Source organism: Mesorhizobium sp. M0778 (assembly GCF_040320105.1).
Taxonomy (GTDB): domain Bacteria; phylum Pseudomonadota; class Alphaproteobacteria; order Rhizobiales; family Rhizobiaceae; genus Mesorhizobium.
The window spans coordinates 45582-70481 of sequence record NZ_JAMYPA010000025.1 but is presented as its reverse complement, the minus strand read 5'-3'; the positions used below and the strand labels follow the sequence as shown (position 1 = coordinate 70481).

The following is a 24900-nucleotide window of genomic DNA, read 5'->3' as shown; positions in this document are numbered from 1 at the left end:
AATCACAAAGAATCCCCAGCCGCCTTGAAGCGGCTTTTTGCCGTGGAGGCACCATGCCCCGTTTTCCCCGACCAACCACACAGACAGAGGCCTGAGCCATGGCCATCACCCCGCTCGATATCGCCAACATGGCGCTCGCCGTGCTCGACGAGGCGCCGATCGACAGTCTCGACCAGGACGCCAAGGCGGCGCGTCTGCTCAATCTGCACTTCGACCTGACCCGCGAGGCCGAATTGACCAAGCACGCCTATGTCTTCGCTATCCTGGCGGCCTCGGTCGCCGGCTTCGACACCGGCAGCGGCGCTGGCACGCTGAACTTTGCCTATGAACTTCCCGCCGACTGCCTGCGGCCCTTGCCGCTGACCCATAATGGCGAGCCGGACGGCGTGCCGCTCTCATGGCGGCAGGAGGCCGGGTTGGTCTATTCCGATCAGGCCGGGCCGCGCATCATCCGCTATATCGCCAACCTGACCGACCCCAACGACTGGGACGCGCTGTTCACCGAGGTGCTGATTGCGGCGCTCGCCATCAAGATCGCGCATCCCTTGACCCACAAGTCCGGCATGATCGACGTCGCCCGCAGCGCCTATGACAGGGCGCTGGATGCCGCCTACTCGGCCAATGCCATCCAGCGCGGCGGCAGATTTTCCAATATGTCCTGGGCTTTCCAACGCGGCGACAACAGGTTCGCCGGCCGATGACCACGCTCTATCCGGTCCAGGACGCATTCATCCGCGGCGAGATTTCTCCCCGCTTGCACGCTCGCGCCTCGCTCGAGCTCTACCGGGCGGCGCTGTCCAAATGCACGAACTTCGTCACGCTGCCGCATGGCGGCATCAGAAAGCGCGGCGGCACGTATTTTTGCGGGGAGGTGAAGGACTCGTCAAAGGCGACACGGCTGATCCCGTTCATCTTCTCGGCCGATCAGGCCTATGCGCTCGAATTCGGCGATCTTTACATCCGCGTCTACGCCTATGGCGCCCGCGTCGGTACGGTCGAGGTGGCGGCCCCTTATCTCGAGGCCGATCTCTTCGACCTGCAATTCGTGCAGTCGGCAGACCAGATGTGGATCACCCACAAGGATTATCCGGTCAAGGTGCTGACGCGCACCGCGCACACGACCTGGACGCTCGCCGATTTCGTCTTTCTCGACGGTCCATACGACAAGATCAACACCACCGCCACGACGTTGACGCCGGCCGCAACCGGCAACGCCATGCCGGTCATGGCCTCGAATACGCTGCCAAGCGGCACGGTCAGCAACAGCAACGGCTCATCCGACGTGTGGCAGGTGTTCGACGGCGACAAGCAGGAGGGGGTGGACATAGCGGGATTTCCGAGCGGGTATCTGCGCTACCAGTTCGGCGGCGGCGAGGCCAAGACAGTCGACGCCTACTGGATTACCGCGACGAATGATCACTCAGACACTGTCTCGCCGACCCAGTGGCAATTCCAGGCCTCGCACAACGGCACCGACTGGACGACGCTCGACAGCCGGGACGGAGAGACCGGCTGGTCCAAATCGGAAACCCGCTTCTTCGACGGCTTCAACAACACGGTTGCCTACGAATTTTATCAGCTGCTGTTTTCGGGCGGCGACAGCGACGGAACCGCTATCGCCGAACTGGCCCTGCACGAATACGCGCCGTCGCAAACGCCGTTTGATCTCTCGGCCTCCTCGGCCGTCGGTATCAATGACGGCACTGGTTTCCAGACGAGCGATGTCGGCCGCGCCATTCGTCTGCTTGGCGCGGATGGCTTCTGGCGCTGGGCCAAGGTCACTGCCCGCACCAGCATGACGGTGGTCACGGTCCAGTTGTATGGACATGCTCTGCCCGATCTCAGCCCGATCATCCGCTGGCGTCTCGGCACGTTCGTGCCCGGCAAGTACGTGCAGAGCGGTTCGCTTTACGAGGAGCGCCTGGCGTTCAGCCGAAAATTCTCGGTCTATGCCTCGCAAACCGGCGATTTCGACAACTTCGCCACCGGCGAGAAAGACACCGACGCGCTGGAATTCGTGCAGGCCGGCGGCGGTCAGGCCAATGACATCACGTGGGTGGCGGAATCGGACGGTGCGCTGATCATCGGAACGCTTGGCGGGGTGAGGGCGCTGTCCGGCTCTGGCATCGACGAGGCGCTGACACCGTCCTCGTTCAAGAACCGCCGGTCGCGGACCTTCGGCTGTGCCCCGATGCGTCCTGTCGATGCGGGGCAGTCGTTCCTCTATGTCACCCGCTCCCGCAAATCGATCGCCGAGCTGACACAAAACGCCACCGGCCGCTTCACCTCCGACGACGTCGGTCAAATATCGGAGCACATTCCGAAGAAAGGCGTCGTCGAACTCGCCTTTCAGACCGACCCCGACCCGCTGCTCTGGTTCCCGCTCGGGAATGGCGAACTCGGCGGCTACACGCACCAGCCGTCGCAAGACGTGCGCGGCATGCATATCCACCAGATCGCCGGAAGCTTCGCAGGATCCAACTGGGCCGTTGTCGAAAGCGCCGTGGTGACGCCCGGCCAGGACGGCAATGACGACCTGTGGCTGATCGTCAAGCGCACGATCGGCGGCGTGACCAGGCGCTATATCGAAATAAAGACCGTGCCGTTCGAATATGCGGCAATCGAGGACGCTTTCGAGGTCGACTGCGGGCTGACCTATTCGGGTGCTGCCGTCAATGTCGTCTCCGGCCTCGATCATCTCGAAGGCCAGGCGGTCGACGTGCTGGCCGGCGGCAAGGTCTACAAAGGGCTCACGGTCGCTTCCGGCCAGGTGATGCTGCCCGGCGGCGCCACCGCCGCCAAATGGCAGGTCGGGCTCGGCTACCAGTCCGAGGCCAACACGCTGGAGCTGGACGTCGGCGGCCGCGACGGCTCGATCGTCGGCCGGCGCAAGAAGGTCGCCAAGCTCATTCTTTCGCTGCTGGAAACCGACATCGCCGGGCTTCAGGTCCAGTCGTTTATCCGCGGCCGATGGGAGCAGGTTCGCATCCCGTCCGTGGTTGCTCCGGGTGCCATGGCGAAATTGTTCACCGGCAATGTCGAGGTGCCGATCGACGACAGCTGGGAAGGGCAGGGGCGGGTGAAGATCCGCCACGTCAATCCGACGCCCTGCACGATCAGGGCGATGACACCGGTGTTCGACGCCGAGCCTTAGACGCATTGCAGGTTGGCGAAACTCTTGACGACGGCCGATCTCCCCCCTCGTGGGGGAGATGTCCGGCAGGACAGAGAGGGGCGCTGTCCCGCCGACCAATCGTAATTACGTCCTTATCCATTCTGGCCTGACCGCAGTTAGCTAAAGCCGCCGCGATCCTTCGCGCCCCCCTCTGCCCTGCCGCGCATCTCCCCCACAAGGGGGGAGATTGGCAGCTGCGATGTCCTCCCTCAAGAAGGAACCACCCGTGACCCAACTCCCCCATGCCGAAGACCTCGGCAGGGCGCGGACGGCTGCCGATTTTGCCGCCGTCATCGCTTTGCTCGACACCGACCTCAACAATGCGATCGCCCGCAAGGGCGAGCTGGAAACGGAAAAGTTTCACGCGATCTTCGGCGCCGGCAATTTGACGGCGGCGCGTGCCGCATTGGACGACTGCACCGCTGAAATTGCGCTGATCGAGAAAACTATCGAGGACGCGGACGAGCGCCGCGTTGGCGCCCCCCTGGACGAACCCCCCGCCGAACCCTGCGCTGACACGCCGCCGCACGGCGACGAGGTCAGGACAAACGCCGAGGCGCTCGGCGAGCGCTGGCGCACGGTCCACTGGCTGATCGAGCAACTGCGCCAGGAGCTGTTCGCGGCCGATGCCTTGAGCCGCGCCGTCACCGCCGCCAACGGCGTGTCCGACGGCGCCGCCGGGGTCAAAGTCAACCTGACCACCATCCGGCGCACAGCCATGGCCGGCCCGCGGGCCACAGCACCCACGCGGCTCAGCCGCCCGGCGATCCAGGCCGACCGGCTGCTTTTGTCCTTCCTCAGTCCCGGCGGCGTGCTCGACCGGCGCCCTTCGATCGGCGCGCCCGTCGACGGCATCAAAAGCAAATTCATTCCCGCCGGCGAACGAGGCTGACCATGTGCACACTAGCTCTTATCGGCACGGCGCTTTCGGTCGGCGGCGCGCTGGCGGAAGGCCAGCAGTCCAGGCAGATGGCCGACTACCAGGCCAAAGCCTATGAACAGCAGGCGCGGGCCGACGCTCAAAGCTCGGCCTTCGAGCAGGGCCAGGAGCGCCATAAGCAGGACCTGCTGCAGGCGCAGGCGCGTGCCCAGGCCGGCGCTTCGGGCGTCGCCATGGCGGGATCGCCGACCGAGGTGCTGGCCGCCAATGCCAGGCAGGGCCAGCTCGACCTCAAGGCGATCCAGTACGGCTCGCAGCTGCGCCAGAACGGTCTCGGCACGCAGGCGGCGATCGCGCGCTTTTCCGGCAGGCAGGCGGTGGGCGCCTCGATCTTCAAGGCAGGCGGCAACCTCGTATCGGGCATTGCCGGCCTCTACGACCCGGCCAAGGCGGTGACGTTCGGCAGAAGCGCCTTCCCGCCGGCGCCGGGCGGAGGCCTCTACTGATGGCCACCATCCCGCTCCAGCTTGCCCAGCGCCGGCTCGATACTGACACTGTGGCCTCCTATCCCAACGGCTCGCCGGTGGGCGCCGCCATGCAAGGCTTTGGCGACGAGCTCTCGGCGGTGGCCGAACGCTTCCGGCAGCAGAAGCAGCAGCAGGATGCGTTCGACGCCGACATTATCGGCCGCGAGCTGAACGCACGCATCGCGCACGCCGAGGCCGTGGCGGTGCAGACCGCGCCGGCCGACGGCGGCGGCCTGCACGACTTCATGTATGGCCAGCTCGATCCGCGCAGCGACGGCGTCGTCAAGCCCGGCCTGTTCGACCAGATCTTCGACGACACGGCGGCGAAAGTGCCGGAGGGCGAACGCGCCAATTTCCTCGCGCAAAAGCAGGCGTTGCGGCTGGCCGGCTCGGCGCGCATGGCCGCGCAGCAGCACGCGCGCCGCCAGAACTACGAGCAGGCCGAGTGGACCAAGGTCGAGCACGGCTACACAAGCGCCATCGCGCAGGGCGACCCGGACGACAGCGACACATTCGAGGCGATCAGGCGGAGCGGGCTCGAACTGATCGGCAAGATGGGCAGCCCGGTGGCCCGGCAAGCGGCCGAGGCCGCCTGGCGCAGCAACGCGGCAAAGGCGCTCGTCCAGGCGATGATCGCCCAGGATCCGAAGCGCGCTGCCGAGATGCTGGGGGCGGTGTTGGCCGCAACGGACGGCAAGACCAAGGACGATACCGTCGAGGCTGTGAGTGGGCCTCCGGCGGATGGAACTGCCGCACCGGCTTCGCTCCGTGACCGGGTAGGCAAGCTTACGCCGGACGAAAGGTCGGCGCAGGCCTTTGGGGACGACATTGCCCCCGAAGAGCGGCCAGGGTTGGTCCAGCAGGCCCGAGCCGCCGACGCGATGCGGCAAGTCGAAAAACGCACAAACATTATCCTGGCCGAGCAGAATGCGCCGGCCGACATCAGGGACAGTGGAACCTATTCCGGCCCGATCCCAACGCCGGAACAATTCGTCGCTCTCTATGGCGCTACCGAAGGCGCCGGGCGCTTCGAGGCGTTCAACAGGACCGTTGAGGTTAATCGCCAATTCCACGGCATGCGCGACCTGTCGAATAACGCCGTGCGGGCCATGGTCAAGGACGCCGACCCCACCGCAGATAGTTCAACGCCGGAAGTGGACAAGGCACGCCATGACGCTATCGCCGCCGCCGCGGACCTGACGTTCAAGGCCAGGCAGGCCGATCCGGGCGGCTATGTCCGCGAGGCATTCGCGAACCTTGATGCGGCCTGGAGCAACCTGTCGAAGCCGGGAGACTATCGGGCGGCGATCATTGGCTCCATCGCCGCCCAGCAACAGTTGGGTTTTGAGACCGCCCAGCCGCTACCCAACTCTGTCGCTGAGGACATTGTCGGCAGACTCAAGGCCCAGCCGCAACACCAGACCGCAGAGCTGCGCAATGTGTTCGCCGCGCTACCGAATCAAGCCGCGCGCGAAGCGGTGCTGAGCCACCTGTTTCAGACCAGCGCGTCCCAAACGGACAACAGCATCGCGGACAGGTCGGTCCGGGCAGCTGTAGTCGACCCGATGATGCTGCTCGATTTAGCCAACACTGTCGAGCCAGGACGATCGGTATCAAACGCGGAACTCACCAACTACTTACCGACGAATCAAGAGTGGCTCGGGAGATTGATAGCCGGCGACAGTGAGCGGGGGAGCCTATGGCGTCTTCTCGCGCAAAAACTCGTGGGCTCCGATGGGCTTGGCGAAGACAGCATCTCGGTGGCCGACTTCACGCCGTTGGGGACGTCATTTGCACTGGAGAAGGCTGGAAATGCAGCGCTGGAAGGCAACTACGACCAAACACTGCTCAATGCCGCGGGCGCAATTCCTGGCGATAGGTTGGCGGTGGTGGCCCTGGAACGCGCCGCGGCGAAGATTGCCAAGCCCTGGGTAGAGAAACTCTCAATATTTTCGAGGCGGCCGACTGACCTAGTCGAAGGCGGCGAGGCACTTGTTCGTGGGGTCGATGCCGAAACCCTTAGGCACCAGCAAGCGCTTGCGCGCTCGGTCTCGCCACCAATCCCACGCCGGAAGACGCGAGCCGGTGAAATGTCCGATAGTGCCTTTGATACCGCGTTACTAGGTGCGATGCTTGCTAGGGATACGTCCAAAGTTAAACATGCCGGGGCGAAGGTTGGGTGGGCTCCATCCAAGGACTATCGAAAAACCTTTTTCGACGCGAATCCTAGTCTCAACAAAAGCGACTATATAGGGCTTTTTGCAGAGCAAGAGCTGCATTCAATCGAGAATCTTCGTGGAATCCGGAACGAGTTCGACATAAATTTGCACCAGAAGGTCATTCGGAACGAGTGGGAATATTTCTATAAGAAAAACCCTCATGCTACTCGCCAGAAGGTCCTTGACTATGTTACTGAAATCGACAAGAAGTATGGACATTTGTTCTATCTACCAATAGGTGACTGATGAGATACTTTGACATTCTGCCCGATGTGGCCGGCGGATTGGGCGACGGCACTGTCATGGATACCAGTGTCCACCCTCCTATCGTGAGCAAGCTTGTGTACCAGATGGAGGGATGGATCGGTGATGTTCTTATAACAAGCTTTCCATGTTTCCTCGTGACGGAAGAGGCCGCGCACGCATTGTCAGAAATCGGCTTCACCGGAGCGGCATTCGCCCCTGTTGAAGTCATAACGTCCGAAGATTTTCGCGAACAGCAGCCCGAGGTAGAGCTTCCATCTTTCGTGTGGCTGAAGGTGAGCGGGAAGGCGGGTCACGATGACTTCGGCATCGCCAAGAACCTTGACCTCGTCTTATCAGAGCGAGTCTTCGATGTGTTTGATGAACGAGGTCTCCCTTCAGCTACCATCAAGCCGTTCGACATTTGGCATGAGCAGCGTTGAGCTTTGCGAGCCCATTCCGGTAGAGCCGTGCAGCGCACTCGCGACAAGCCTGTGCAGCGCTGAATATGGATGTGTCTCACGAGAAAGCGCTGGCCGACCGAGGGCACGCATCGTGCGAGAGCAGATCATATTAAACACCATAGCGATGCAGGAGACTATGCTCGCTGGGCAAGAAGAAGATGGCTCAAGCAAGAAATGAAAGGGAACACAAGTGGTCGAGCGAAATTATAGCGACGTCAAACCCGACTTGACTAGCGTCACCCGCTTGCCGTCGGCTGACAAAAGCACAGGCGATGAAGAGCTTGATGCTGCACGTCTGGAAGCCCGAAAATATCTTGAGTTTTATGACTGGTTTCAGACATCAAGGGAGAATATCTTGGGTATGGGCCGACGGCATAATATATATTTTCCTTTTCGAGATTGTACCTGGCAGGCCGGAAGTGGATCCGTGGGTATGGGTGATCGTAGGCGATGTGCCTCCGACATACCTGACTTGTGAGGACGCCAAGACTCCATACGAGGCGCTGGATGGATATATCGGCGCCATGGAAGAGTGGGTCGAAGCTGCGCGACGGGGGGACCCGGTGGCGGATCTAATCCCGGTCGATGTGCCGGCTAGCCCAGCCAACGCCGAAATGTGGGTAGCCGTCTCAAGTTCCTTGATGAGAATGTGCTTCCGTTACGACTCTTTTGCGACCATGGCAAGGATCGCTTTTCTGCTTACCTTGGCCGCTGTCCTCCTGCTCGCGCTTTCGCCGGTGCGGTTCCTGCAGGAGCTGGACATGGGCTTCACCTTCCACCATGACAAGCTCAACCACGCCGCGGCGTTCGCTGCGCTGGCGGCGCTCGGAAGCCTCGGCTAGCCGGAACACAAGACGAGGCTGGTCGTGCTCCTCGCCATTACCGGCGCGGCGATCGAGCTGCTTCAGGGCGCGCAGCTGATCGCGCGCGACATGGATATCCTCGACTGGGTCGCCGACTGCGCCGGCATGGCCTGCGGGCTGGCGGCGATCGGCGGCACAAGAAGGCTCATTGGCGGATCGCTATAGCCCTGGACCGCGTTGCTCGCTGTCCGCAAAATTGTCCGTGAATACACCGGCCGCGCCGGATAACGCGGTGTCCGGCCGCGCAGCTTAGATTTCCCACCGCCAGCACCGAACCCCCTTCCAGCCTCGCTCATGCGGGGCTTTTTTTATGGAGCAAGCCCTCATGTCCCGACCTGCAACTGCCGCCGTTCGTCTCCTGACCGGCGAACGCGAGCCCGTGCGCCTCGCAACCACGGCCGACATCCTCCTGCATGGCCTGCAGGCCATCGACGGCGTGCCGGCCGAAATCGGCGACCGCGTGCTGGTCAAGGACCAGGCCGACCCGACGCAGAACGGCATCTACACGGCGAGCGCAGGCGAATGGTTCCGTGCCGCCGACGCCCGCACGACGCGCACCCTGCAGAAGGGCACGACCGTTCACACCCAGATCGGGTCGGTCAATGCCGACCGCGTGTTCGAATTCACGGCCGACGAGCCGGCCGTCGGCGCCGATGCCATCACGATCGCCGCATCCGTTCCGCCCGACATCGCCGACGTGGTCGAAGAGGTCGAAGCGCTGCGCGATGAAACCCAGGCCCTGAAGGATGCTGCCGCAGCCAGCGCCGGCCAGGCATCCGCCAGTGCCGCCGCTTCCGCCGCGAATGCCGGCCAAACCACAGCCGACCGGGCTGCCACCAATTCCGATGCCGTCGCCGCCGCGGCGGCCGTCGTCAGCGCCCAGGCCGCACGCGACGCTTCGCTCTACGGCAAAGGCATTTTCCCGACGACTGCGGCGGCAATCGGCTTCGGCGTCGCCGGCAACGGTGCGATCACGGCAGGCTCGGGCGGCGCCAATGGCACGTTCGACCTGGCGTTTGCCGGCGGCACCGGTTCGGGCGCGGCCGGCCGCTTCGTGGTGGCGGGCGGGGCGCTGACGCAGATACTGATCACGGCGCCGGGCTCCTACACGGTGGCGCCGACGTTCAGCTTCGGGGCGTCGGCGGGGCTGGCCGGCGCCGCGGCGGTGGCGGTAATGGGCAGGAATGTCGATGTCGGCGAGTATTTCTGGACGGAGGTCAGCGCCGGCTTGCTTGGCCTATTCCGAGTCGACGCCGGGCCGGTTGCAACCGACATAGGAGTTCGTTCATCGACGGCCAGCATTGTGACGAACGTCGATGCGCTGTCGCGCATAGAAGGGCTTGCGGTCACTACGATCAAGCTGACCGAGGGCACTGGTTCCGTCGCGCCGACCTGTTTCCGAACCTATACATTCTCGACTGGCGTCGTAGTCGAGCATGTCGTGACCGCCAGGGCATCCGAGCGCCGGCTGCTGCAGCTGCTTTCCAACGGGCCAGCTGTCTATACCGCCAATTTCGATCTGTCGGACGGTACCTGCACCGGTACCGGCCCGGCACTCACCAGCTTCTCTATGATCGCGCTGGGCGGTGGCGAGTACGAATGCAGAGCGGTAGTCACGCCGACTGCGAACGGCGCTGCCAACGTCCAGACGCGGTTTTCGCCGGCCGGCGTGTTCCCCTTCACCGGCGATGGCGCCTCCGGCGTTTACGTGCGGAACATCGTCCTGCGGCTTCCGTCAACGACCACCAATCTGTTTCCGAGCAGCGACCCGACGAACGCCGTCTTCACCAAGACCAACTGCACAGCCGCAGCCGCGACCGTCCCGGAAGTCAGGGTGGTGCCGCAGTTGCAGGCGCTGGTCGACGTCATCGATGTGCTGGTCAATGGCCGGCTAACGGCCGACAAGATCATCGAGCAATCCGGTTCGGGCAGCCCGTCTGTATATCAGGCCATCGCATGGGTGATCGGTCAGACCTTCGTTTGGGATGTGTATGCCCAAAAGGCCGAGAGGACACGCCTTAACCTGTTTTCCAACGGGGCCTGCGCCTTCGACTGCACCTTCGATCTTGCAGGTGGCACCGCTTCCGGCAGCGGCGCGGCATTCGGCACCGTTTCGACGCAGGCGATCGGCGCCAACTGGTATCGTTGCCGGGTGACCGGCACTGCGAACGGCACCGGCATCGCCAATGTCCAGCATCGCGTGTTCCCGGCCGCCGGTGGCCATCCTTACGTCGGCGACGGCGTGTCGGGCCTCGGTCTCCAAAGCTCTAGCCTGAGCATCAACGGGGGCGCGAACATCCTCAATTCGCCGCGCGATTTTTCGTCCGCAGCCTGGATCAAGGCTGCTGGAATGCCGCCGGTTGCCGCCAACACCATCCGCTATGTCGGCGCGCTCGATCCGAGCGCGATTGACGCGGATGCCGACGACGGTCGGGCAGCGCTTGTCGGCAAGAAATGGACGCTGCTCGGTTCGAGCATCACAGCCCAGGCGTTCTATAGGGGACCGCTGGCCGTGAAGACCGGCATGGTTCCGACAAATCTTGCCTATAGCGGTGGGTCCCTGGGAATTGCCACCAATGGGCACTATGGGTCGCAAAAGATCTACGACCAGATTGCCCTTATTCCGGTAGATGCCGAGATCATCACTTTAGAGCCGGGTCCGAATAATTTCGGAGCGGCCGACGTAGTTCTAGGCGACCTGGGGGATCAAACCCTTGCTTCCGGCTTCACCGGGGCCATGGTTGATGCCTTCAAGGCCATGCGCCTCCGAGCCCCTATTGCCAAGATCATATGCCTCGGTACTTACAGCGGTGGTCCTGGCCACGCTACTCATAGGCTTTTCAGGACAAACAGTCAGGGGAACACTCTCGACCAGTTCATGCGGAGGGAACGCGAGGTCTGTGAAATGATGGGGATGGGCTTCATCGACGTCGGCGGCGGCAGTGGTATCGGGTACCTGACCTCGACACTCTACATGTCGGACGAATTGCACCTCAACAGCGTCGGCGGGGAGAGATACGCCAGCTTCGTTGCCGATAAGCTGCGCGCGCTATCGCGGGTTGGATTCTTTGGCACTTGATCTAGTTGGAAATTTCGCTCGCTTGTGGCAGATACCGGTGGATGCGTATCTTCTCGACCGTCCTCGCTTTTCGCCGTCTCTTCTGGTCATGGATCGCCACCGGCGCTGCCAGGGAGAATGCGATCCTCGGACCCCGGACGCGGTTCGGTGCAGGGGCGGAAATCTTCAACATCCACGGCGACCGAGCGAGGGTTTCGATCGGTGCCGACAGCCATTTGGATGGACATTTGCAAATCTTCGCCCATGCAGGCCGCATCGAGATCGGCGATTGGTTCTACCTTGGACCCGGCTCAACGGTTTGGTCGTCTGATCCGGTGGGGATCAAGATCGGCAAGCGGGTGCACGTTTCATGGGGGGTCGCGATCCACGATACCAACTCGCATCCCATGGACCCTCGGAAGCGGTTTGCGCAAATGCAGGCCATCTTCAAGGAAGGTCACCCGCGCGTCGACCCCGGCATCCGATCGTCGCCAATTGTGATTGGAGATGACGTCTGGATCGGCAATAGCGCCATGATCATGAAGGGTGTCACCATCGGCGATCGGGCTATTATCTCGGCCGGGTCAATTGTTCGATACGACGTTCCGGCCGATGCATTGGTGCGGCCAGCAGACCTAGTGAAGTGATGCCTGTCGCTGCCGCTCATCAACGAGGGTCGTGCCGTCGTATCGCACTGCATGTCGAGCCGGTCGTCCAGTCTACATTTCTCGTCTCGATCTCAGGGCGCTTCGATAAAAGGCATATGCTTGATGCGCTCCCATTGGTCTTTAGCCGTAGTTCTAGACCAGCGGTTACGCAGGACGTTCTCTCGATAGGCCTGGGCAGGCTCTAATTCCGGTATGTCCGAAGCGTCAGGTAAGAAGAACGCGTTCGCGCCGGCGGCCGAGACGGCAACGAGCTTGTAGTCGTGCGTCTTGCATAGCTTGGTCAGGGCGGTGATCGATGCACCGTGATACCAGCCGCTGTCATGCTTGGCCGTGCGGTCGAACGCGAGATCATAGGGCACGGTGATTGGGTTGAGACCGAAACTGGCATTGTACTCCGCGACAATGACAGCCGGACGCACTGGCAGCAGGGCTTGCAGAAACCAGTAGTCGTTGCCGTCGACGTCGACGGAAAGCACTCCAAGCTGTGGAAAATGCGTGGCGAGGTTTTTGATGTTGTCAAGATCGATGAAGCTCTGGCGCACTTCGATCCGCTTTGGAAGCAGCGAGCGGGCCAACCGCACGGTCGTTGCGTCGCCGTCGACGAGCAGACCCCTGAAGTCGCTAAGCCCAATGCAGTTGTATTCCGTGGGATGAAAACCAAACTCCAAGAATGTTTTCGGGCTTTGACCAACGATCCGCGACAGGATCACGCTCTCGTCGGATTGTGGAGACCCACCAAGGTGAGCTTTTGCGAGGTGAAAACAATAGCGGAGCGGGGTTGCGCGAAGAAAGGCATGCACGCGCGACTGGACATTCATCGCTAGATGACTCCTCGATCGCCCGCCCGCAGCAAATTATTTGCAACAAACAGCGACGGTTTGCAACCTTGCGCAACGACCGCGACCGCCTGCCAGACGCTTCGTTCGAACCGCCGAAAAGAAGAACTGCGCTCGAGAGCGGCGCGAGTCGCATCTGCAAAGGCATTTGACCGGAAAAGGCGCTCCGGCTGAGGTTGATGGCCGAGGCGCCGAGACTACCAGAGCGTTTCACTAACCTGCAAAGCTGTCGGCTCAGGAACGCCTTGCGATCGGAACATTGGCGCTAAATTGGGTGAGCTGCTGTCGTGCAATGCCTTGTCAGCAGTTGCGCTTGTTGAGGGTGGGATTCTGCGGTTTGTCGCTTCAAGCCGGTTCCACCTATAAAGCTTTCGCGACGCAACCATAGTCCTACGGCGACCCTTGCTCAGTTCCTCTGGCGAACCTGTTGGGATAAAGGTCGGTCCTTAGCCTTCTGATGGCAGCAAGGGCGCCTGTGGTTCCGCATCTGAGATGGGCGCTTTTACGATATCTGGCGCAGCGCGGCGCGCTTTGCTGCCATAGTCGATCTTCTTCGACTGCTTCTTGGCCCACTCTTCGACAAAATACCAGAGCAACAAAGCCGCGCCGAAACACGCGGCAAGCGCAATAGCCGATGCCAGCCATGGGGAGCCGGGGAACACCCGCTCGGATAGTTTTACGAACCTCATGCCGATAGGGACGTGCACGAGGTAAAGCGAATACGAGATCATCCCGACCCTGCTGAACAGGGACGACGCCGGCACCCAAGAGATTGCAATCGCAGTCGAGGCTAGAAGACAGGTGATTGCCCGCTCCGGTCCAAGCGTCCACCATACCACGGCGCAAAGGGCAGCGATCCCGACGCAGAACGTGTTGAGGTCAACCCGCTTCGTCTAGAACATGAAGGTCAGAATGCCGGTGCCGAACACGCTCAAATGGGGCGGCAGGAATTCGACATATCCGGTGCTCACGATAGAGAGCGCGGCAAACCCGCCAAGCATTGCCAAGCCTGCAGTCCTGCTGCTGACCAGGATCGGAAAGAGCAGTCCTATCACCACGTAATATTGAAACTCGATAGCCAGCGTCCAGAACGGTCCGCTAAGCCAAGGCTGACCCACGAAGGCGTTCACATAGCCGATATGCAAAAGCACGTTGGTGACGGTGTAGGGAGGATGCGAGGTGTTGAGTTGCGGGATGTGAGCCAGCGCCACGCCGCTGATCAGGATGAAGGCGATCGTCACGAAGTAGGGCGGTTCGAGGCGGACCACGCGCCGGGCAATGAAGCGGAAATAGCCGCTGATCTTGTGCCCAGCGAGGTCCATCGACAGCGGAACGATAAAGCCTGAAATCACGAAGGACAGCGGCACGCCCATGCGGCCATAGCTCCACACGTCATCGACGCCGTTTCCAATCCCGGCAGTACCGACGACATGGAAGACACACCATGAGAGCCGTGATGCCTCGAAGGGCATCTAGTGTCTGGTTGCGCATTCTTCCCCGCTGTGAGTTCGTCGCTAAGCCGCAAGGTGTGCCATCCGGCAACTGAATGCGCAACGTCAATTGCTATTCTGGCGCGGCTTCGCAGGGAGAAACGCCCTAATCTGTTCCGCCCATAAAGTATATGCGGCTCCCGTAATATGCGTGCCATCGACTGAATATTTCGGCAGCAAGACGCCATTCGGCGCAAGGGTCGCATTGAGGTCCAGATAGTCGCAGACCGAGCCGGAACATAGGGCTTGCAGCTTGCGGTTCAGCTCAGCGGTGGCTTCATTTATTTTGGGATATCGGTCGCTTCGGAACAGTGTAGATTGAACCACTACCGCTTTGGAGCCAGCGCTTTGATGATCCTGTTGTAGCGCCCGAAGGTCCCATTCGCGTCTAGCCTGATCGTGAAGTCATTCGTGCCGATCATCACGAAGGCAATATCGGCATCGACGCGGGAAAGTTCATCGGTTCGAGCCAGAAGGCCGGCCGTGTTGTCGCTGTAGACGCCGCGGTTGATGATCCGGTAATCAGGAAAGATCGCGTCCCAATCGCCCATTTCCGTGATCGAGTCGCCGATCATCACAGCGTCACCAGAACTCCGGCGGGCCGCAAAGATGCTGTTGCGGGCCGCCTGATACGTGGTTGCCGGAACGCTTACCGCTTCAGGCCAGATGGAAGCCTTTAGCGGCATGTAGCCCAATGACCGAACGCCGAGCCGGCGAGGAACCCGGCAACAAGGATGGAAGTCTTTCGCATCCTTAGCCCCTACGTGAAATCCCGAAACATCAGGGTGGCTCAAGCAGGCCCCCTACCGGCTAGAGCCCTAACTGCTCGGGCCGACCAGTCCTTGAGCCCTCTGGAACCTCTCATGATCGCCGAAAGCTTTAGATGCCCAAGGGCAGTAATTCAATATAGCCTTCCACAACATTGGAGGGTGACCACGGGCACTGCGTCCCAGGAGGACCTGCGAAGCGCGCATCACCGATCGCATATCCCGCGCGTCGGGGCATTGATCGGCATCGGCGACGACGAAATTCGTGCCGAATCAAAAGGCCATCCGAGTAGCCAATCCCTGTGAAAATAGGAACCTAACAACCTACCCGCGAGGGCGGAGCTGACTGGAGCGCTCTGCTCGTCGCAGTAGCATTTAATCTCGCGGGAGGATCGGGTCCCTCGCTAGCCAAACAATCTGCCTAGACATTTAGAGTCACGACAGCAGAAAAAAGCCGAGCAAAACCGCGAACACTGCGTCCGCCGCCGCCAGCGGCTACCGCCTGCTGTCCTGCGGCTTCTCGTGAGGCTCCTGGCCTTTCGACCACCAGACAAAATACAGCGAGCCCATCTTCATCACGGGAACGCGGCGGTCGCGTTCCCGGGCTCGCAACTCACGATAGGTCTTCATCTTCAGAGTGCCGCCCGGCAGCCTGATACGCACTGCCATCGGTCCAACTCCCGTTGTGCAACGCAGCAATTGTGTGCAATGCGGTAAGTAGAGACCTTCCGTTACGGAAGAGTCAACAGCAGCATCATCAACTTATTTTGCGAGCTGGCCGGCGCAGGCTTCGCGGTGCCGGGCGGGCAGGCGCATGCCCGGACGAAAGGAGCTTCATCCTGGCGACTGATCGTCAATCAGGCGCTGGCGGTTCGACCACCAGGTGAAATAGACCCGGCCGAGCCTGACGACGGGTACGCGGCGGGCGCGTTCGCGATCGCGCAATTCGCGATACACCTTCACCTTCAGCGTGCCGCCAGGCATCCTGATACGCACCGCCATCGATTCCGCCACCCCATTGTGCAACGCAGCACAAGAGACCTTCCGTCGCGGAAGAGTCAACGCCTGCCCGCTGACTATTTTTGGGATCTGGCGAGCGGTCTTCGGAGGTTTCGGCGCGCAGGGCGGTTCCTGATCCCGCACGGAGGCACCAGTGCCCGGTCGGGATCGTCGGGTGCGCGGGCTATTTCCTGGGCGGGGGTTTTTTGGGCGAGGATGGACGATCGGACATGCCGCTCGGCCACCAGATGACGAAGTAATTGCCGACCTGCCAAACCGGCACCTCGCGATTCTGCTCGCGGCGCCGCAGCTCGTCGCTTTTCTTGATCTTCAAAGTCCCGCCTGGGAGTCTGATTCTTATCGTCACGTGTCCTCCCGCACCCGCTACAGGTACGAACGATATACGCGAACAGTTTCATCCCGGCTAAGCAATTTCATCCAGGCCGAGCAATTTCGGGGCCGATACAGCGCGCCGGACCGGCGCGAGATCGCCGAAACCGGCTCTATTTGAAGAAATCCGCAATGCCGTTGATGGCCAGCACCGCATAGACGATCGGTCCGGCGATAAACGCACAATAAAGGCAGAGGATCGCTGCCAGCACCGCGAGCAGCGGCTTGTCGCGACCGACGGCGCGGAGCTCGGACCTCACCGACCAGCGCGCCGCAGCGGTTTGTTCATCATCAGGCATATGCACCATCCCGCGGCCATTTCACACGGCGGGTCGAAAACATCAACCTTCCTTGCCACATCGGCACGCGCTGCCGCCCAATTCTGCTTTGCCGCCACGCATCCGTTTTTCAACCTCAAAACCTGCCCACAAGGGCGGAAAGGACTGCCCATGGACCTTTCATTCAAAGGCGCCGCGAGGCGCCTCGATGATATAGACTTGCCGAAACTCGGCGCCCGGATCGGCGTCAGCGAGGACGAGATCCACGCGTTCCTCGATGTTGAAACCAGCGGGCACGGCTTCGACGCCGTTGGCCGGCCGGTCATCCTGTTCGAACCGCACGTCTTCTACCGCAACCTGTCGGGTGCCAAGCGGGCAAAAGCGGTAGCCGCCGGCCTCGCCTATCCGAAATGGGGCGAGAAGCCCTATCCAAGGGATAGCTACCCACGGCTCAGGGCAGCTTGTGCGATCGACGAAACCGCGGCGCTCAAATCCGCCTCATGGGGCTTGGGCCAGGTTCTCGGCGAGAATTTCAAAGCCGCCGGCTTTCCTACCGTGCAGGCGATGGTCGAGGCGATGATGGCGGACGAGGCGCTGCAGCTCGGCGCGGCGATCGATTTCATCGTCGAGAAGCGGCTCGACGACAATCTGCGCAATCACGACTGGGCGGGATTCGCCAAGGGCTACAACGGCGCCGGCTATCGCAAGAACGCTTACGACACGAGGCTTGCCGAGGCCTATCGCAAATGGTCGCGCATCAAGGATACGCCGTGGCCGTCTGCCGGTCTGGTGGTCCTTCGGCCTGCAGCTCCGCTAGAGCCCGCAAAATCGATTCCCGTTCCACCGCCGGCCGCCGCGCTCTCTGCGCCTCCTGTGCCTGTCGCCAAGCCCGGCTTCCGGGCAGCGCTGATCGCCGCCGTCCTGAAACTATCAGCCATCCTCAAACTGTTTGGAAGGAAATGACATGTGGACCCGGATCAAGAGCTTTTTCTGCGACAGCGAGACAATATTCTGGGCGCGGCTTCAGGCCGCCATCGGCGTCATCGCGAGCATCGTCACCTATGTCGACCCGCAGGTTCTTTCGCCGATCATTCCGGGCGAATGGTTCCCCTGGTTTCTTGTGGTCAACGGCGTTTTGACCGAGTTCCTGCGCCGCCGCCGCGCGGAGGATTTGTGATGGCCGCACTCCTCGCCATTCTCGGCGCCATCATCGGCAACAAGCTCGTCATGACGATATTCGCTGCTGTGGCCGGCGGCATCGGCCTTTATGTTGCGGGCGGCATCAACCGGGCGAAGAAGGAGGCGGCCAAACAGGCCGAGGCAAAAGTCGCGGCCGGAGAAGATCGCCTCGAAATGAACCGCGAGGCCGCCGCAGAAGAGCGCAAGGCGGCCGGCATGACCGATGCGGCAGCACGAGCGGAGGCTGGGAAATGGGCAAAGCGCTGATCCTCTGCCTGGTGCTCGCCGGCTGCACGACAACCGCGCCGGCCGGCAATCCGCGCCAGGTCTGGTGCGACCACAACCAGCCGCGCCGGCCATCGGCGGCCATCGTCGCCGCCGTGACCCGGCCCGAGCTCGACGAGATGAACGCCTTCAACGGGCAGGGTGCCAGATGGTGTGGGTGGACGCCATGATGCATGAGCTGCTCGACGTTCTGGGCATCAAGGCGCCGGTGCTGGTCGCCGGCCTTTCCGGCGGTATTTTGCGGGCTTTGTCGCGTCATCGCTACAAGGTCCGCGAAATGGTGGCCTCGCCGATCTGCGGCGCGCTGGCGGCGGCCTATCTGACGCTGCCGGTCGTGCATTATTTCCGCGCCGCCGGCCTGCCCATTCCTTCTCCGGACGACGACACCACGACGCTCGCCGCCGCGTTCCTCATCGGCGTCTCGGCGATGTGGATCTCGGATATCGTCTTCGAGGTGATCGTGCGCCGGTTCGGGCCGGTGAAGGAGGAGTAAGCCGCCCAAGCTGACAAAAGAGTGACGTTCAGTTGAAGCCCGCGGCGCCGAAAGGTGCGGCGGGCTTTTGCATTTTCCCTGGCAATCTGTACGATCTTTTCTCTGCGAGGGCGGCTCGATCCGGCGCTTGCGAAACCAAGATACGCTTTAGGCCTCACGGGAGATGGTGTCATGCTTGCCAGAGTCCTGACACAAGCGGCAGTCCTGACAGCCGGGGCGCTTCTGTTTGCCGCGACGGCCCATGCCCGGCCGGACAGCCGCGCGATGACGTGCGAACAGACACAGCTTCTGATCCAGAGGCACCGCTCGGTGGTGCTGACCACCGGACGGAACACCTACGACCGATACGTGCGCCAATTCGGCAATGAATGCGACTGGCCGCAGATGCCGCGCGTCGCTTATATCAAGACGCGTGACGGTCAATGTCTGGTCTATCGCTGCCAGGAGCCGGTCTTCGACCTCCCGAATTGAAAGCAGGGGCTTTTTCATCCGGCCGCCGACGCGGACAGCGAGGGCAGTGCGAAAGGCGGTGGCTCATTCTTCGTCGAAAGGACCACCTTCGCGTGCGAGATCGCGTGAAATAACGCGTTCATCGGTATCGTCCGGCAACGCCTCGTCGCTTTCCTGGTAAGCGTTATCGTCATCCTCCTCCGGCAGTTCGCCGTCTTTCTCGACGTCGTAACGGATGTCGCCGTTTTGCGGCACGCCGTCTGGGAGAATTCTCCCGCTCCGGATGGCGTCCCAGTCCTGCTGCTGGATGGTCGGGCTCTCCGTCTCGTCGTCGGTTCGTTCTTTCCTGCGCGGTTCCATCGCTGGTTCTCCATAATGTCGGCGGCCCTGAACTGGCTCAGTGGTTGAACTCATAAGTCTGGCGGCCGGTTCCCGGGCCACTGCGGTCCGGGCGCATTGCCGCACGACGGAACCAATCGCGCCTGCCTGCCTTCACAAGTCAGACGATGCTGGCGCGAAAGGAGCTCGACATGAGACCGCTCATTTTCTTGCCGTACATGCTAGGCGCGCTGGTGCTGGCGGTGCCGGCGTCCGCGCAGCCGGGCGAACAGTCGCAATTCGACCGCTGCAAGGTCGAGCCGCCGGACAAGAACAGCCAGCAGCAGCAGCCGGCCGGCAACAATTTGTCCGATATGCTCGAGCCATGCGGTGGGGTGCTGAAGCCGCCGCCAACGGGCGATCAGGGCATGGCGGCACCACCGGCGGATGAGGGCAGGACCCCGGTGATCAAGCCTGGCGAGGTGCCGCCACAGCCGCCCAAGCAGTAGCCGCTTCAATTGCTGCGACAGAGGCTGCCCATGGGGCTGCGACGGGCGGTAACGCCGCGCCGCTCGAGCCGGCAGGTTAGTTGCAGTCGCCTAGGAACATTAGCTTGTCCTAAATGTTGTTTTAGACGCAGCCGATATCACCCCCTCCGGTATCGCTGCTGATCGGGAGACCGATCGGCCCGCGTCTTGCGACGCGGGCCACCGCAGCTCATCCGCAGTCCATTCGCCGCACCGCACGGGCACTTCACCGCTATTCGATTAGCCGCCACTTACGGAACAACAAGGTGGCCTGGGCGTTTGCCTAGAGGGTTCGCCGCTTCGACCGGAATGCCGCGTCGCAACCGTAAAGGCGAGGCCCGTAACAACAGGAGTAGACGATGAAAATCCACCTTGTTCCTGCTGCGGCGGGATTGGTGTTGCTCGCCGGCGTCGGCGTGGCCACCGCAGACCAGGTGATTGTCACGCCCGAACAGCAGACGGTCATCCGCGAATACGTCCACAAGCACCCGTTGGCGTCGATCAATCTTCTGGGGGTGGAGCTCAATATCGGTTCCACGTTGCCCGATACGGTCGAGCTGCAACCGATCGATGTTCCCGACGTGCAGTACAGATACGTCGTCGTCGACGGTCGCACCGTGCTCGTCGACCCCGGCACGCGCAGGATCGTGCACGTCATCGAGTGACCGGCGTTCCCAAACCGCGAACCGGATTTGGAAAGGTCACGGTCTAAATTATCAAAAGAGCTCCATCCCGAAGGATCGGGATGGAGCCGCTGTCGTCTCGAAACAAGGAAAGGAGCCATTCCCATGCTGCCGCATGTCGAGCCGACCAACGTGGCCGCAGCCGTCGACAAATTGCTTGCTGAACGAGGCGATGGCCTGCTGTCGATGAAGGCAGCGATTGCGCTGTTGCGCGAACGCACCGGAACGGAGCGCTCGGACGCCGATCTTGAAGGGCTGATCATCAAGAAGGCGGCGCTCCTCGGCGTTGCTGTCCTGTGTGACAGAGAGGCTCAATAACGGTGCCTGCCGCTCAAGACGCGGGTCGAAATTTCAGCTAGAACAAAGTTGCTTACGCATGAACCGAGCCGACGGAGGCAACAGTGACGGACAGGCAGGAACGGATTCGCCAGCGGGCACACGCGATCTGGGAACAGGCAGGCAGGCCCGACGGGTCGCATCAGCAGCATTGGGATCAGGCTACCGCCGAGATCGACGCAGAAACCGCCGCGCAGGAGACCGCCAGCCGGCCGAAGCCGAAAGCACGCCAGCCTAAGCCGACGCCGGCCGCCAAAGAGGGAACCAAACCCAAGGCGCGACCGCGCAAAGCGTGAACTCGAGCGGATTTGATTGCATCGCTGGATCTCGTGGTTCGGTTGGCCCATCGTAAGGCGGGACCAGTCCTAACCAGTCCCGCTGCCGCCCACCCGCGATGGTAAGCCGGATTGTCGTGGCTTACTACTTACCGCAATTGTTGTCGTTGACAGTCGGGGAAACCGTCCCGGCAGGCTTGTTGGACGCATCGGGTTGGGCACCTTGCGGGGTTGCAGGGCAGTTTTGATCCGCATTGGAGTTCATGGCACCCGTCGTGCCCATCGTGCTGCTGGTCGTGCCAAGGTCGATGCCATTCGGCTTGGGCTGGACGACGATGCTCTTCTCACTGCCAGGCGCATTGTTGTCCGAGCCGGCATTCTGGGCCATCGCCGCGGTCGCCAGACCGGCTGCAAGTATGGAGGCTGTCAGGATTTTCGTAAGCATGTTGATCTCCATCATTCGGTTGTCGTCGCATGGCGACTACAGAGAAAACAATGCGGGCGACGGAAAGGTTCTGGCAAAAATGGCGCAGCACGGCGAAGCAAACACGCGCATGGCGGACCTTCTCGGCCCGTTTTCTATTGCCTCGTGTCGGATTGATGTAGTCGTTTTCAGATTTAAGAATTCGCCTTATTTCGATCGCCGACCGTTGGGGCGACGTTCGTCTATCGCGGCGCCCATCAGTTGACGCTCGCATTGCTTCACCCGGCAGAGGACCTTCCCGAAGTAAAACTTTCGGAAAATTTCACTACAAACTTCACTCGGCTGTTGTGTGAACAGATACCATGAGGCCAGTAAGTTGATCGGCAAAGAAACCGATAATCTTCTTGCAAATTAGTAGGTATGCAACCGGCGATGTCGCGGGCTGTTCAGCGCAATACAGCAAGGAGAGTGTTATGACCATCATAATCAAAACAATCACCGATGCGGTGGCGGGCAGCGCAGTTGTTTTCATGCTCTCGATGCCCGTGAATGCCGCGGACGGAATTGCCGTTGGTGTTGGCACTTCCATTGGCGGCAACGGCGGCATCAAAGCCGGCCTCGGCGCGACGGTTGGTGGCCGCCAAGGCATCAACGCTGGTGCCGGCGCAACGGTTGGGGGCAGCGGCGGCATCAAGGCCGGCCTCGGTGCGTCGCTGGGCGGCAGTCGCGGCATCAACGCCGGCGCCGGCGCAACGGTTGGCGGTTCCAGCGGCATTGCCGCGGGCGCCGGCGCGTCGGTCGCGGGCAGAAGCGGCATCAACGCCGGTGCCGGCGCCACGATCGGCGGTTCCGGTGGCATTGCCGCCGGCGCCGGGGTAGGTATCGGCAGCGGCGTCAGGGCCGGCGCGGGGGTCGGGATCGGCAGCGGCATCAATGTCGGCGCCGGTGTCGGGATCGGCGGTGGTACCAATTCGAGCAATCCGTCCAACCCGGGCAGCCCGTCCAATCCCAACAATCCCAACAATCCCAGCAATCCCAACTTACCCCAGGTCGTCGCCGACATGTCGAGCGACAAGTTGGCCAGGATGAAGAGGCGCTGCGTCGACGTGCTCAGCAGCGAAGGCACTTATGACAGCGATTTGCGCCAGTTGTGCCTGCTGATCGCGCGCCGCTAGGGCGAATACATCGGAATGAAATGTCCGACCGGCCGAGAGGCCTTCGTCCACCAAACCTCCATCAGTCCAAAGCCCGCCATTATGGCGGGCTTTTTGCCGAGCACGTGGCGGCAGCATGACGGGGGCTCACAAGAGCACGCGCCTCAATGCGTTTGACGGCCAAAATCCGGCGAAACGGTCACCCCGCCCTCCAAGGCGTCCCGACCCAGCGCGGGACTGCTTTGCATCGGTTCGGGGCACGCGAACTCCGCCAGATCGGTTTCCGCGAAGCCGTCGAACTCGATAGCTGCGCCTTGGAGCTGGGCTGCTTGCATGACGAGCCATTCGATGTCTTCGCGCGCAACATTCTCGGCAAGGTTCTGCAGTCGCGCGGCTTCGGCGACAGCAGTCAGATTGATGGCAATCCCGGACCGCAATGTAGCTCGGACTCGGGAACTGACGTCTTCGTGCAGGCGAACCGAAAATCCGTAGCGCATGGAAAACCTTCCTTTCGGGAGCGGTTTGTCCCTCGTGTTCTACCATGCGCCCAGGGTCCGCGATTGGCAAGCGAAAATCATCAAAAATCGTGTTGTGCCAAGTAGTTAGCGTATTTTGTTGATTGCCCATTTGATGCTTAATCCGCTTCATCGGACTTCTGCACGGATCATGCATCTGGAGGTCTTGACGTACTCTGCCAATATACCTAACTCTACAAAGAATTAGGAACATACTAACTCAGCTAATTTTAGCCTGGTATGGCTGGAGGCCGAGATGTCCGAACTGGAACGCCCGGAACGATTGCAGATCATGCTGACCGTCGATGAACTGGCGGCATTGGAGAACTGGCGCTTCGACAAGCGCATGCCGAGCCGGTCGGCTGCGGTACGCGAACTTTTGAGGCGAGGCCTCACAGCCGATGGCTTCCTGACGGCGGCGCATGGGACCAAGTCGCGCGACTTCGGCATTCTGCCGCATTCTGCCGATGGTGACGGGGCAGCCGAGGGGTCTTCCAGCAGCGAACAGTGAATCTCCAGCGACCCCGTTCGCCCGCCGCACCTCGCTGGCCTTCACGGCCGCTGGGTATCATCAAGCAGCTTGGTTTATCTGTGTGGCCCCTCCGCCGTCGGTTGACAGAGCTGGCGTTGCAGATACATTGCACAGGACTATACAGGTGCAATGAACAGGTATGCCTATGGTCCGCCGCGTGGTCCCATCGTCTCCCGGTACGGGCAAGCCCGAACAGATCGCCACGGTTCTCGAACATGAAATCCGCTCCGGTGTTCTGGGCTTCGGCGACCGGTTGCAAAGCGAGAACGAGCTCGTCCAGCGTTTCTCCGTCAGCCGCAACACCGTTCGCAAGGGCCTCGAGGAACTGTCCAGCCGCGGGCTGATCACCACCAAGGTGGGCATCGGCTCTTTCGTCACCTTCGATGGCAAGCCCGTCGATGACTCAATCGGTTGGTCGCGGGCGCTCGCCAACGCCGGCGCAAATGCCGAGACGCGGACGCTGCGGCTCGAGGTGATCGAGGACCCTGATCTTGCCGCACTGCTTGGTATAGAAAACCCGTTTTTCATCGCTGTCGATCGGGTGCGCACCAATGCCAGCGACGGCCACGCTATCTCCATTGAGCGCAGCCGCCTGCCATTGTCACCCGAACTGGAGGACGTGCCGTTACGCGGTCTGCGCGAAGGCTCGCTCCACCAGACGCTCCGCGGCGCCGGTCTCATTCCAGACCATGGCGAGGAATGGGTCGGCATCGAAATGCTCAACCCAGAGGACGCCGCAATCCTCGGCTGCCCGCAAGGCACGCCGTTCCTGCGCGGTTGCCGCTTGACCCGCGCCGCCGATGACCGGCCGATCGAATATGTGACCAGCCTGCTCAACCCGGCGCATTTTGCGCTGCATATGAGGTTCTGAG

The 24900-nt window shown here is 61.7% G+C and carries 35 protein-coding genes; 24 read left to right on the top strand and 11 right to left on the bottom strand.

Annotation, left to right across the window (positions count from 1 at the left end; translation table 11 throughout):
- Positions 1-98 precede the first annotated feature (98 nt).
- From NKI22_RS26740 to NKI22_RS26695, 10 genes are all read left to right on the top strand, one after another.
- Complete coding sequence (locus NKI22_RS26740; protein ID WP_352851174.1) at positions 99-701, top strand: phage connector family protein; 603 nt, start codon at positions 99-101, stop codon at positions 699-701.
- Entirely contained in the window at positions 698-3154 is a 2457-nt protein-coding gene (locus NKI22_RS26735) for a phage tail protein (protein WP_352851176.1), read from the top strand. The genes NKI22_RS26740 and NKI22_RS26735 overlap by 4 nt, the downstream gene beginning before the upstream one ends.
- A gap of 247 nt (positions 3155-3401) precedes the next feature.
- Entirely contained in the window at positions 3402-4067 is a 666-nt protein-coding gene (locus tag NKI22_RS26730) for a hypothetical protein (RefSeq protein ID WP_031195435.1), read from the top strand.
- A gap of 2 nt (positions 4068-4069) precedes the next feature.
- Positions 4070-4561, top strand: a complete 492-nt coding sequence (locus NKI22_RS26725; RefSeq protein ID WP_023723058.1) for a hypothetical protein — start codon at positions 4070-4072, stop codon at positions 4559-4561.
- Positions 4561-7047: a hypothetical protein gene (locus NKI22_RS26720; RefSeq protein WP_352815652.1), complete on the top strand. Its 2487-nt coding sequence runs from the start codon at positions 4561-4563 to the stop codon at positions 7045-7047. The genes NKI22_RS26725 and NKI22_RS26720 overlap by 1 nt, the downstream gene beginning before the upstream one ends.
- Positions 7047-7487, top strand: coding sequence for a hypothetical protein (locus NKI22_RS26715; RefSeq protein WP_023723056.1), 441 nt, complete (start codon positions 7047-7049; stop codon positions 7485-7487). The genes NKI22_RS26720 and NKI22_RS26715 overlap by 1 nt, the downstream gene beginning before the upstream one ends.
- 305 nt (positions 7488-7792) lie before the next feature.
- Positions 7793-8350, top strand: a complete 558-nt coding sequence (locus tag NKI22_RS26710) for a hypothetical protein (protein WP_352642950.1) — start codon at positions 7793-7795, stop codon at positions 8348-8350.
- A 24-nt stretch (positions 8351-8374) separates the two neighbouring features.
- Positions 8375-8536 (top strand): hypothetical protein, encoded by a 162-nt coding sequence (locus NKI22_RS26705; protein ID WP_023723054.1) that lies wholly within the window; start codon positions 8375-8377, stop codon positions 8534-8536.
- Positions 8537-8696: 160 nt separating this feature from the next.
- On the top strand, positions 8697-11450 hold the full coding sequence (locus tag NKI22_RS26700) for a phage head spike fiber domain-containing protein (RefSeq protein ID WP_352546978.1): 2754 nt from the start codon (positions 8697-8699) through the stop codon (positions 11448-11450).
- Positions 11451-11491: 41 nt separating this feature from the next.
- Positions 11492-12076: an acyltransferase gene (locus NKI22_RS26695; RefSeq protein ID WP_023723049.1), complete on the top strand. Its 585-nt coding sequence runs from the start codon at positions 11492-11494 to the stop codon at positions 12074-12076.
- Between the two features lie 92 nt (positions 12077-12168).
- On the opposite strand, the gene NKI22_RS26690 is transcribed toward NKI22_RS26695, so the two are convergent.
- The 8 genes from NKI22_RS26690 to NKI22_RS26655 form a co-directional block, all read right to left on the bottom strand.
- Positions 12169-12915 (bottom strand): hypothetical protein, encoded by a 747-nt coding sequence (locus NKI22_RS26690; protein ID WP_352496029.1) that lies wholly within the window; start codon positions 12913-12915, stop codon positions 12169-12171.
- Positions 12916-13379: 464 nt separating this feature from the next.
- Positions 13380-13664, bottom strand: coding sequence for an acyltransferase family protein (locus tag NKI22_RS26685; RefSeq protein ID WP_156948367.1), 285 nt, complete (start codon positions 13662-13664; stop codon positions 13380-13382).
- 162 nt (positions 13665-13826) lie between these two features.
- Positions 13827-14405 (bottom strand): acyltransferase family protein, encoded by a 579-nt coding sequence (locus NKI22_RS26680; protein ID WP_023723045.1) that lies wholly within the window; start codon positions 14403-14405, stop codon positions 13827-13829.
- A 344-nt stretch (positions 14406-14749) separates the two neighbouring features.
- Positions 14750-15109, bottom strand: coding sequence for a GDSL-type esterase/lipase family protein (locus NKI22_RS26675; protein WP_348633270.1), 360 nt, complete (start codon positions 15107-15109; stop codon positions 14750-14752).
- 576 nt (positions 15110-15685) lie between these two features.
- Positions 15686-15859 (bottom strand): hypothetical protein, encoded by a 174-nt coding sequence (locus NKI22_RS26670; protein WP_023723043.1) that lies wholly within the window; start codon positions 15857-15859, stop codon positions 15686-15688.
- Between the two features lie 165 nt (positions 15860-16024).
- A complete protein-coding gene (locus tag NKI22_RS26665; protein WP_023723042.1) occupies positions 16025-16192 on the bottom strand; it encodes a hypothetical protein in 168 nt (55 codons plus the stop codon).
- 181 nt (positions 16193-16373) lie between these two features.
- Positions 16374-16523: a hypothetical protein gene (locus NKI22_RS26660; protein WP_352496033.1), complete on the bottom strand. Its 150-nt coding sequence runs from the start codon at positions 16521-16523 to the stop codon at positions 16374-16376.
- Positions 16524-16692: 169 nt separating this feature from the next.
- A complete protein-coding gene (locus NKI22_RS26655) occupies positions 16693-16878 on the bottom strand; it encodes a hypothetical protein (RefSeq protein ID WP_023723040.1) in 186 nt (61 codons plus the stop codon).
- Positions 16879-17028: 150 nt separating this feature from the next.
- Between NKI22_RS26655 and NKI22_RS26650 the strand changes: the two genes are divergently transcribed.
- From NKI22_RS26650 to NKI22_RS26625, 6 genes are all read left to right on the top strand, one after another.
- Positions 17029-17820 carry an N-acetylmuramidase family protein gene (locus NKI22_RS26650; RefSeq protein ID WP_031195425.1) on the top strand — a complete coding sequence of 264 codons (792 nt, stop codon included), beginning with the start codon at positions 17029-17031 and terminating at the stop codon, positions 17818-17820.
- 1 nt (position 17821) lies between these two features.
- On the top strand, positions 17822-18034 hold the full coding sequence (locus NKI22_RS26645; RefSeq protein WP_023723038.1) for a hypothetical protein: 213 nt from the start codon (positions 17822-17824) through the stop codon (positions 18032-18034).
- Positions 18034-18303 carry a hypothetical protein gene (locus NKI22_RS26640; protein ID WP_023723037.1) on the top strand — a complete coding sequence of 90 codons (270 nt, stop codon included), beginning with the start codon at positions 18034-18036 and terminating at the stop codon, positions 18301-18303. The genes NKI22_RS26645 and NKI22_RS26640 overlap by 1 nt, the downstream gene beginning before the upstream one ends.
- Positions 18288-18491, top strand: a complete 204-nt coding sequence (locus tag NKI22_RS26635) for a hypothetical protein (RefSeq protein WP_023723036.1) — start codon at positions 18288-18290, stop codon at positions 18489-18491. The genes NKI22_RS26640 and NKI22_RS26635 overlap by 16 nt, the downstream gene beginning before the upstream one ends.
- The gene (locus tag NKI22_RS26630) at positions 18491-18814 is read left to right on the top strand and encodes a hypothetical protein (RefSeq protein WP_036245970.1); all 324 of its coding nucleotides are present in this window, start codon (positions 18491-18493) and stop codon (positions 18812-18814) included. The genes NKI22_RS26635 and NKI22_RS26630 overlap by 1 nt, the downstream gene beginning before the upstream one ends.
- A 171-nt stretch (positions 18815-18985) precedes the next feature.
- Entirely contained in the window at positions 18986-19285 is a 300-nt protein-coding gene (locus NKI22_RS26625; protein ID WP_023723034.1) for a hypothetical protein, read from the top strand.
- A 63-nt stretch (positions 19286-19348) separates the two neighbouring features.
- Here the strand turns inward: NKI22_RS26625 and NKI22_RS26620 are convergent, their stop codons facing one another.
- Positions 19349-19624 carry a hypothetical protein gene (locus NKI22_RS26620; RefSeq protein ID WP_023723033.1) on the bottom strand — a complete coding sequence of 92 codons (276 nt, stop codon included), beginning with the start codon at positions 19622-19624 and terminating at the stop codon, positions 19349-19351.
- 170 nt (positions 19625-19794) lie between these two features.
- Here NKI22_RS26620 and NKI22_RS26615 point away from each other — a divergent pair, with 170 nt between their 5' ends.
- The 4 genes from NKI22_RS26615 to NKI22_RS26600 all read left to right on the top strand — a co-directional run bounded on the left by NKI22_RS26615 (position 19795) and on the right by NKI22_RS26600 (position 21424).
- Positions 19795-20091, top strand: coding sequence for a hypothetical protein (locus NKI22_RS26615; protein WP_023723032.1), 297 nt, complete (start codon positions 19795-19797; stop codon positions 20089-20091).
- A gap of 377 nt (positions 20092-20468) precedes the next feature.
- Positions 20469-20774: a DUF1236 domain-containing protein gene (locus NKI22_RS26610; protein ID WP_031195423.1), complete on the top strand. Its 306-nt coding sequence runs from the start codon at positions 20469-20471 to the stop codon at positions 20772-20774.
- A 123-nt stretch (positions 20775-20897) separates the two neighbouring features.
- On the top strand, positions 20898-21110 hold the full coding sequence (locus NKI22_RS26605) for a hypothetical protein (RefSeq protein ID WP_352524156.1): 213 nt from the start codon (positions 20898-20900) through the stop codon (positions 21108-21110).
- Positions 21111-21193: 83 nt separating this feature from the next.
- Positions 21194-21424, top strand: a complete 231-nt coding sequence (locus tag NKI22_RS26600; protein ID WP_352546988.1) for a DUF2934 domain-containing protein — start codon at positions 21194-21196, stop codon at positions 21422-21424.
- 124 nt (positions 21425-21548) lie between these two features.
- Here NKI22_RS26600 and NKI22_RS26595 read toward each other — a convergent pair whose 3' ends face one another.
- The gene (locus tag NKI22_RS26595) at positions 21549-21863 is read right to left on the bottom strand and encodes a hypothetical protein (protein ID WP_023723028.1); all 315 of its coding nucleotides are present in this window, start codon (positions 21861-21863) and stop codon (positions 21549-21551) included.
- Here NKI22_RS26595 and NKI22_RS26590 point away from each other — a divergent pair.
- Together NKI22_RS26590 and NKI22_RS26585 are read left to right on the top strand one after the other, a co-directional pair.
- Complete coding sequence (locus NKI22_RS26590) at positions 21847-22092, top strand: hypothetical protein (RefSeq protein WP_156948365.1); 246 nt, start codon at positions 21847-21849, stop codon at positions 22090-22092. The two genes, NKI22_RS26595 and NKI22_RS26590, sit on opposite strands and share 17 nt — an antisense overlap.
- Positions 22093-22300: 208 nt before the next feature.
- Positions 22301-23002, top strand: coding sequence for a hypothetical protein (locus NKI22_RS26585; RefSeq protein ID WP_352546993.1), 702 nt, complete (start codon positions 22301-22303; stop codon positions 23000-23002).
- Between the two features lie 143 nt (positions 23003-23145).
- Here the strand turns inward: NKI22_RS26585 and NKI22_RS26580 are convergent, their stop codons facing one another.
- Entirely contained in the window at positions 23146-23478 is a 333-nt protein-coding gene (locus tag NKI22_RS26580) for a hypothetical protein (protein ID WP_023721299.1), read from the bottom strand.
- A gap of 274 nt (positions 23479-23752) precedes the next feature.
- On the opposite strand from NKI22_RS26580, the gene NKI22_RS26575 reads away from it, so the two are divergent.
- Positions 23753-24007, top strand: a complete 255-nt coding sequence (locus NKI22_RS26575; protein WP_023721298.1) for a hypothetical protein — start codon at positions 23753-23755, stop codon at positions 24005-24007.
- 166 nt (positions 24008-24173) lie between these two features.
- Entirely contained in the window at positions 24174-24899 is a 726-nt protein-coding gene (locus NKI22_RS26570) for a GntR family transcriptional regulator (protein ID WP_023721297.1), read from the top strand.
- Position 24900 lies beyond the last annotated feature (1 nt).